The sequence below is a fragment of the Rhodobaculum claviforme genome, from assembly GCF_016653255.1.
Lineage (GTDB): Bacteria > Pseudomonadota > Alphaproteobacteria > Rhodobacterales > Rhodobacteraceae > Rhodobaculum > Rhodobaculum claviforme.
On sequence record NZ_NHSD01000174.1, the window covers coordinates 1 to 7,159 of the forward strand.

The 7,159-nt window shown below is 71.7% G+C and carries 8 protein-coding genes; 5 read left to right on the plus strand and 3 right to left on the minus strand.

Annotation, left to right across the window (positions count from 1 at the left end):
• Nucleotides 1–9: 9 nt before the first annotated feature.
• Nucleotides 10–912, plus strand: coding sequence for a protein-methionine-sulfoxide reductase catalytic subunit MsrP (gene msrP / locus CCR87_RS05710; protein WP_201156607.1), 903 nt, complete (start codon nt 10–12; stop codon nt 910–912).
• Nucleotides 912–1,496, plus strand: coding sequence for a ferric reductase-like transmembrane domain-containing protein (locus CCR87_RS05715; RefSeq protein WP_201156601.1), 585 nt, complete (start codon nt 912–914; stop codon nt 1,494–1,496). Before msrP ends, CCR87_RS05715 begins: the two co-directional genes overlap by 1 nt.
• A gap of 17 nt (nt 1,497–1,513) precedes the next feature.
• Here the strand turns inward: CCR87_RS05715 and CCR87_RS05720 are convergent, their stop codons facing one another.
• Nucleotides 1,514–2,197 (minus strand): SOS response-associated peptidase, encoded by a 684-nt coding sequence (locus CCR87_RS05720; RefSeq protein WP_201156602.1) that lies wholly within the window; start codon nt 2,195–2,197, stop codon nt 1,514–1,516.
• 90 nt (nt 2,198–2,287) lie between these two features.
• Here CCR87_RS05720 and CCR87_RS05725 point away from each other — a divergent pair, with 90 nt between their 5' ends.
• Nucleotides 2,288–2,626: a DUF952 domain-containing protein gene (locus CCR87_RS05725; protein ID WP_201156603.1), complete on the plus strand. Its 339-nt coding sequence runs from the start codon at nt 2,288–2,290 to the stop codon at nt 2,624–2,626.
• Nucleotides 2,627–2,707: 81 nt separating this feature from the next.
• Nucleotides 2,708–3,949 carry a pyridoxal-phosphate-dependent aminotransferase family protein gene (locus tag CCR87_RS05730; RefSeq protein WP_201156604.1) on the plus strand — a complete coding sequence of 414 codons (1,242 nt, stop codon included), beginning with the start codon at nt 2,708–2,710 and terminating at the stop codon, nt 3,947–3,949.
• 130 nt (nt 3,950–4,079) lie between these two features.
• Here CCR87_RS05730 and CCR87_RS05735 read toward each other — a convergent pair whose 3' ends face one another.
• On the minus strand, nt 4,080–5,414 hold the full coding sequence (locus CCR87_RS05735) for a PP2C family protein-serine/threonine phosphatase (protein WP_338048883.1): 1,335 nt from the start codon (nt 5,412–5,414) through the stop codon (nt 4,080–4,082).
• A gap of 145 nt (nt 5,415–5,559) precedes the next feature.
• On the opposite strand from CCR87_RS05735, the gene CCR87_RS05740 reads away from it, so the two are divergent.
• Nucleotides 5,560–5,916, plus strand: coding sequence for an Hpt domain-containing protein (locus CCR87_RS05740; protein WP_201156605.1), 357 nt, complete (start codon nt 5,560–5,562; stop codon nt 5,914–5,916).
• A 10-nt stretch (nt 5,917–5,926) separates the two neighbouring features.
• On the opposite strand, the gene CCR87_RS05745 is transcribed toward CCR87_RS05740, so the two are convergent.
• Complete coding sequence (locus CCR87_RS05745; RefSeq protein ID WP_201156606.1) at nt 5,927–7,129, minus strand: pyridoxal phosphate-dependent aminotransferase; 1,203 nt, start codon at nt 7,127–7,129, stop codon at nt 5,927–5,929.
• Between the last annotated feature and the right edge of the window lie 30 nt (nt 7,130–7,159).

Genomic DNA, 7,159 nt, shown 5'->3' on the forward strand with positions numbered 1-7,159 from the left:
GCCCCTACGATCCCCGCCCGCGACATCACCCCGCGCGCGGCCTGGTTGAACCGGCGCGCGCTGGTCGCCGGCATGGCGGCACTCGCGGCGGCCCCCGGCGGGCCGGCGCGGGCCGGTCTGTCGCTGCCCGGGGCCGCGCCCTGGCCCGCCTCCACCGACGAGGCGCACACCCCGTTCGAGGTCGCCACCAACTACAACAATTTCTTCGAGTTCGGCACCGCCAAGGAAGATCCCGCCGCCCATGCCCACCACCTGCGCCCCACGCCCTGGAGCGTCGCGATCACCGGCGCGGTCGAGCGCCCCCGCACCCTGGGCATCGAGGACATCCTGACCCGCCACCCGCTGGAGGAGCGCGTCTATCGCCTCCGCTGCGTCGAGGGCTGGTCGATGGTGATCCCCTGGGTGGGGTTCCCGCTGCATCTGATGCTGGCCGAAGCCGGGCTGACCTCGCGCGCGCGCTACGTCGAGTTTCACACCCTGCACGACCCCGAGCAGATGCCCAACCAGACCAGCGGCATCCTCGACTGGCCCTACCGCGAGGGGCTGCGCATCGACGAGGCGATGCACCCGCTGACCCTGATGGCCGTCGGCATGTACGGCGAGGTCCTGCCCAACCAGAGCGGCGCGCCCATCCGCCTCGTGGTGCCGTGGAAATACGGCTTCAAGTCGATCAAGTCGGTGGTGCGCATCGATGTGCGCGAAACCCGTCCCGTCAGCAGCTGGGAGGAACGCCAGCCCCGCGAATACGGCTTTTTCGCCAACGTGAACCCCACGGTGCGCCACCCCCGCTGGCACCAGGCCACCGAGCGCCGCCTGCCCGACGGCGGGCGCATCCGAACCGAGATGTTCAACGGCTACGCCGAGGAGGTCGCCCACCTCTATGCCGGCATGGACCTGACCGAGAATTTCTGATGCGCGCGTTTGCCCTTGTCGGCTGGGCGGTGGCGCTGGCGGGCGCGGTGCCGGGGCTGTGGCTGGCGTGGCAGTGGCAGACCGGCGCCCTGGGCTTCGTGCCGGACGAGGCGCTGCTGCACTGGACCGGCCGGTTCGCGCTGGTGTTCCTGGTGGCCACGCTGGCGCTGGGCCCGCTGCACATCGCGGCCCAGTGGCGCCCGCTGTTCGCCGCGCGCCGACCGATGGGGCTGTGGGCCTTTGGCTATGGCGCGGCACATCTGGGCATCTGGGCGGCGCTTGACCAGGCCGGGATCGCGGCCTTCATCTGGGCCGAGATCACGACGATGCTGCACCTGCAACTGGGGCTGGCGGCGTTGCTGCTGCTGCTGCCGCTGGCGGCGACCTCCACCAATGCCGCGCTGCGCGCGCTGACCTTGCGGCGCTGGAGCGCGCTGCACCTGCTGGTGTGGCCCGCGACGTTGATCGCGCTGTCCCATGCCTGGATGGTGGCGCGGTTCGAGAACCCGCTGGTGGTCGCGCTGGGCGCGCTGACGCTGGCGATGCTGGTGACGCGGGTGATCGCCGGAGTGCGGCAGGGCTGATGCGGGGCCGAGGCGCCTCAGGGCACCGCCTCCAGCAGCGCGGCGCCGTCGGCCCGGTTGGCGTTCACCGCCCGGCCGACCTTGCGCACCGCCAGCGCATCGTCGGGCGCCGGGCGCATCAGGCGGGCCGCGCCGTGCCCGGCCTCGCCCAGCCACAGCGCCTGGTCGGCGGGCGCGATGACCACCGGCATCCGGTGGTGCAGCGCCGACAGCGCAGCGTTCGCCGCACAGGTCACGATGGCGCAGGTCACAAGCCGCGTGCCGTCGCGTTCCCACACCTGCCAGACACCGGCCAGCGCGAGCACCTCCCCACCGGGGGGATGGATGTACCAGGGCTGCTTGCCGTCGTCCTCAGTCGTCCATTCGTAAAACCCGCTGGCCGGGATCAGGCAGCGCCGGGTGCGCGCCGCCGCACGGAACGCGGGCGTGTCGGCGATGCCTTCGGCGCGGGCGTTGATCAGCAGCGGGCCGGCGCCCGGGCGATCGTACCACGACGGCACGAAGCCCCAGCGCATCGTTGTCAGCCGCCGCCCGCCCTGCTGTCCGTCCTGCCCCCCGCCCGGATCCGACACCACCGCCGCCACCGGCTGCGTCGGGCTGATGTTGAAGCGCGGGCCGGGCGGCAGGTCATTGGCGGGGGCGGCGTCGAACAGCCGCGCCAGCGCCTCGGTCGGGTGGGTCAGGGTGAAACGGCCGCACATGGCCGCAGTGTGCCGCCCGCGCGGCCCGCAGGAAAGCCCTAGCGTTTGCGGGATTGACCGAAGGAGGGCAAGCGGGCATCACACCGGACGATGATGGTCTTCAAGATCTTTCGGCGCGCCGAGTGGGACGCGCTGTGCGCGGCGGGCGAAAGCACGGGCGCGCCCGTCGATCTGGCCGACGGGTTCATCCACCTGTCCACCGCGGCACAGGTCGCCGAGACGGCGGCGCGCCATTTCGCGGGCGAAAGCGACCTCGTGCTGGTGGCGCTGGACAGCACGATCCTCGGCGCGGCCCTCAGGTGGGAGCCGTCGCGGGGGGGGCAGCTGTTTCCCCACCTCTATCGTCCGCTGCGGCGCGGCGATGTCGCCTGGGACAAGTCGCTGCCATTGGGGGCGACCGGCCACATATTTCCCGAAGGCGTGTTCTGAGCGCCGCGCGGGGTGATTGACGCGGTCGTGTGCCTCGCCTAACCGGTTTGGATTGGTCCATCGTTTCGTCGGAGATCCCCCATGAGTCTGCGCCACGGCCGGTCCTATCATGCCATTCCCGGCCCCTCGGTGGTGCCTGACCGGGTGCTGCGGGCCATGCACCGCGAAGCCCCGAACATCTACGAGGGTGCGCTGCTGGAGATGACGGACGCGATGATCCCCGACCTCAAGCGCGTCGCGGGCGCCGAGGGCGGGCATGTCGCCATCTACATCGGCAACGGCCACGCCGGCTGGGAGGCGGCGAACGCCAACGTCCTCAGCCGCGGCGACAAGGTGCTGCTGCTGGCCACCGGGCGCTTTGGCCATGGCTGGGCCGCCAGCCTGGCGGGCATGGGCGTGGATGTGGAGATCATGGACTTCGGCCGCCACAGCCCGGCCGATCCCGCCCGCCTGTCCGAGCGGCTTGCGCGGGATCGCGGGCATGCGCTGCGCGCGGTGCTGTGCACCCACGTCGACACCGCGACCACGGCGCGCAACGACCTGCCGGCTCTGCGCGCGGCGATCGACGCGGCCGGGCATCCGGCGCTGTTCATGGTCGACGGCATCGCCGCGATGGGCTGCGAGGAGTTCCACCTCGACGCCTGGGGCGTGGATGTCGCGGTGGCGGCCAGCCAGAAGGGCCTGATGCTGCCGCCGGGCCTTGCCTTCGTGTGGTTCTCGGACAAGGCGCGCGCGCAGGGCGGGCGCGCGGACCTGCGCACCCCGTACTGGAACTGGGAGCCGCGCGTGGCACCCGAGTTCTTCTATCAGTACTTTTGCGGGACGGCGCCGACGCATCACCTCTTTGGTCTGCGCGAATCGCTCGACATGCTGGTGCACGAGGAGGGGATGGCCTCAGTCTGGGCCCGCCATGCGACGCTGGCGCGCGCGGTCTGGGCCGCGGCCGAGGCCTGGGGCCGCGGCGGCGCGATGGCCCTGAACATCGCCGACCCGTCGGCGCGCGCCCATGCCGTGACCGCGCTGCGGCTGACCGCACCCGACGGCACCCGGCTGCGGCGCTGGTGCGACGACGAGGCGGGCGTGACCCTCGGCATCGGCCTGGGCATGGCAGAGCCGAACGACGAGGCCTGGCACGGCTTCTTCCGGCTGGCGCACATGGGCCATGTCAACGCGCACATGACCCTGGGGGCGCTGGCGGTAATGGACGCGGGCCTCAAGGCGCTGTCGATCCCGCACGGCGACGGCGCACTGGAGGCGGCAACACGGGCGCTGAGCGCCGCCGAGGCGCCCGCGGCCGCCCGCATGGCGGCTCCGGCGGCCTGACGTCGCTCGGTCCAGTGGCGGGGTGCCCGCCCGGGCCGCGGGGGGCGATACGCTGCCGGGCCGCGGGGACGGCATGGGCGCCACGGCAGCGGGCCGTGCGCCGGGGGACGCGGTCCGGCTGGGGCGGCCCTCATGCCGCGGGGGTGTCGGCGTCGATCTCGATCATCACGGCGGACACGTCGTCGGGAAAGTCGCGGCCGCCGCTGTGTCGCCTCAGGCCCCTCAGCGCGGCGTCGAGCAACGCCGGGCCACGCTGCCCGGCGAGGCTGCGCAGGAGGCGCTCCAGGCCGTCCTCCCCCAACTCCTCCCCGGCCGCGTCCGGGCATTCGGTGATCCCGTCCGAGACGATCAGCAGCCGGTCGCCCGCGTGCAGGGTCGTTGCGACCTCGGTGTAGCGGGCGCCGGGGATCAGGCCGACCGGAAGGCCCCCCTCGCCCAGGCTGGTGATGGTGCCGTCCGCGCGCTGCACCAGCGGGTGGGGATGGCCGGCCTGGACCAGTCGCACCGCGCCGGTGGCGAGGTCGACCTCGGCATAGGCAAGCGTGCAGTAGTGGTCGGTCGCCACCTCCTCCAGCATGAGTTTGTTCATGGTGTCCGCGACCTCGGCCGGGGGGCGGCCGAGCATGCCGCCGGAGGCAGCGCCCCCCACCGCCTCGGCCGGGACGAGGGCGATGTTCTGCTCCGGCACCGCGCCCGAAAACAGCCCCGCCAGACGCGCGGCCAGCAGCGCCGCGGTGACCCCGTGGCCCGACACGTCGATGGAAAACAGCCCCACACGCTGCGCGCCGATGGCAAACCTGCCCACCAGGTCGCCCCCCACATGCCCCGAGGGGCGCAGCATCAGCGACACCTGCGCACGGCCGAACCGGTGTGCGCCCTCGCGCACCAGCGACTGTTGCAACTGTCGGGCCTGGTCGAGGTCGCGCCCCAGCGCGGCATGCGCCGTCTGCAACTGCGCCAGGGTTTCCGTCACCAGCCGGTTCTTTTCCTGAAGCTCCCGCTCCATGCGCAAGATCCGCTCGCCCGCGGTCAGGCGGGCGTGCAGTTCGGCCGGGCTGACAGGCTTGGACAGGAAATCATCCGCCCCCTCCTTCAGGCCGCGCGCCACGGCGCCCTTGTCGGTCTTGGATGTCAGCAGGATGAAATAGCCATAGCCGCTGCGGGGCAGGGCGCGGAACGCCCGGCAAAAGGCGATCCCCGACATCCCCGGCATCATCCAGTCCGACAGGACCATGTCCACCGGCAGGCGCTGGCACAGCGCCAGCGCATCCTCGCCCGAGGCGGCCTCGTGCACGCGGTAGCCCCAGCGCGCCAGCATCCGTGCCAGCACCGTGCGTTGCGCCGCGCTGTCGTCGACCACAAGGATTTCGCGGGCGCCCCCGGACGGGTGCACGCCGGGGGGCACCGTGGCCCAGGGATGCAGCACGTCCGGCTGTCCCGTCGGATCCAGTTCCGCAGCGCCCACGCAATCCTCCGCCCGCCAATCCGTCCCGGTTTTCGCAGGCCCGCGTTAACGGTGCGTGAAGGCCGCACGGAACGCCGGGGTGTCCTCATTTTTCATTAATCGTCGATGCGTTATGGTGCGGCCTCGTCAGGACTGGAGGGCGGACATGATCGACTGGGACCGTGTGGCGGAGCTGCGCAGCGACATGGGCGCCGAGGACTTCCTCGAGGTGGTCGCGCTGTTCCTCGCGGAGGTGCAGGAGGCTGCGGACCGGCTGTCGCGCTCCCCCGCCCCCGAGCGGCTGGAGGGGGAGCTGCACTTCATCAAGGGCAGCGCCTACAACCTGGGATTCGAGGCGCTGGGCGCGCTGTGCACCAGCGGGGAGCGGATGGCGGCGGCCGGGTCGGCCGCCGATGTGGATGTGGCCGCCATCCTCGCGTGTTACGCACAGTCCCGCCGGGAATTCCTTGCCGGGCTGGACAGTCTGGGCGGCAAGGACGGTCTTGGCGCCGTGTCGAAGTGAAACCGCGCCCTCAGCGCAGCCCGGCGCAGAACGCCGCGATCCGGTCGCAGGCTTCCTCCAGCACCGCGTCCGAGGTTGCGTAGCTGACGCGGAACGCGGGCGACAGGCCGAAGGCGGCGCCGAACACCACCGCGACGCCGGTCTCCTCCAGCAGCGCCGTGGCAAACGCCTCGTCGTCCACGATCTTCGCCCCGCCCGCGCTGGTCTTGCCGATGCACCCGGCGATGGAGGGGTAGACGTAGAACGCCCCCTCGGGCACCGGGCAGGTGATCCCGTCGCAGGCATTCAGCCGCGCCACCACCAGATCCCGGCGGCGCACGAAGGCGCGGTTGTTCTCGGCGATGAAGTCCTGCGGGCCGGTCAGCGCCTCCACCGCCGCCCACTGCGAGATCGAGCAGGGGTTGGAGGTCGACTGCGACTGCACCTTGCCCATCGCCTTGATCAGCGCCTCGGGGCCGGCGGCATAGCCGATGCGCCAGCCGGTCATGCAATAGGCCTTGGACACGCCGTTGACCGTCAGCGTGCGATCATAAAGCGCGGGCTCCACCTGCGCCGGCGTGCAGAACTCGAACCCGTCATAGACGAGGTGCTCGTACATGTCGTCCGACATCACCCACACATGCGGGTGGCGCAGCAGCACGTCGGTCAGCGCCTTCAGCTCGTCCCAGGTGTAGCCCGCGCCGGTGGGGTTGGACGGCGAGTTGAAGATGAACCATTTGGTGCGCGGGGTGATCGCGGCCTCCAGCTGGTCGGGCGTCAGCTTGTAGGCGGTCTGGGCGCTGGCCTCGGCGACCACCGGCTCGCCGCCCGCCAGCAGCACCATGTCGGGATAGCTGACCCAGTAGGGCGCGGGGATGATCACCTCGTCGCCGGGGTTCAGCGTGGCCACCAGCGCGTTGTAGAGGACCTGCTTGCCGCCGGTGCCCACGGTGACCTGCGCGGGGGTATACTCCAGCCCGTTGTCGCGCTTGAACTTGGCGCAGATCGCGGCCTTCAGCTCCGGCAGGCCATCGACGGCGGTGTATTTCGTCTGCCCCTCGTCGATGGCGCGCTTGGCGGCGGCCTTGATGGTGTCGGGGGTGTCGAAATCGGGCTCGCCGGCGCCCAGGCCGATCACGTCGCGCCCGGCGGCCTTCAGCTCGCGCGCCTTGTTCGACACGGCGATGGTCGGCGAGGGCTTCACGCGGGCGAGGGTTTCGGACAGGAAGGACATGGGGCAGGGGGCTCCGGCGTGGGGGCGGCG

Coding starts and splice junctions, on each gene's coding strand:
- CCR87_RS05715 (WP_201156601.1), top strand. CDS start 912: ATGCGCGCGTTTGCCCTTGTCGGCTGGGCGGTGGCGCTGGCGGGCGCG.
- CCR87_RS05720 (WP_201156602.1), bottom strand. CDS start 2,197: ATGTGCGGCCGTTTCACCCTGACCCACCCGACCGAGGCGCTGGCGCGG.
- CCR87_RS05725 (WP_201156603.1), top strand. CDS start 2,288: ATGATGGTCTTCAAGATCTTTCGGCGCGCCGAGTGGGACGCGCTGTGC.
- CCR87_RS05730 (WP_201156604.1), top strand. CDS start 2,708: ATGAGTCTGCGCCACGGCCGGTCCTATCATGCCATTCCCGGCCCCTCG.
- CCR87_RS05740 (WP_201156605.1), top strand. CDS start 5,560: ATGATCGACTGGGACCGTGTGGCGGAGCTGCGCAGCGACATGGGCGCC.
- CCR87_RS05745 (WP_201156606.1), bottom strand. CDS start 7,129: ATGTCCTTCCTGTCCGAAACCCTCGCCCGCGTGAAGCCCTCGCCGACC.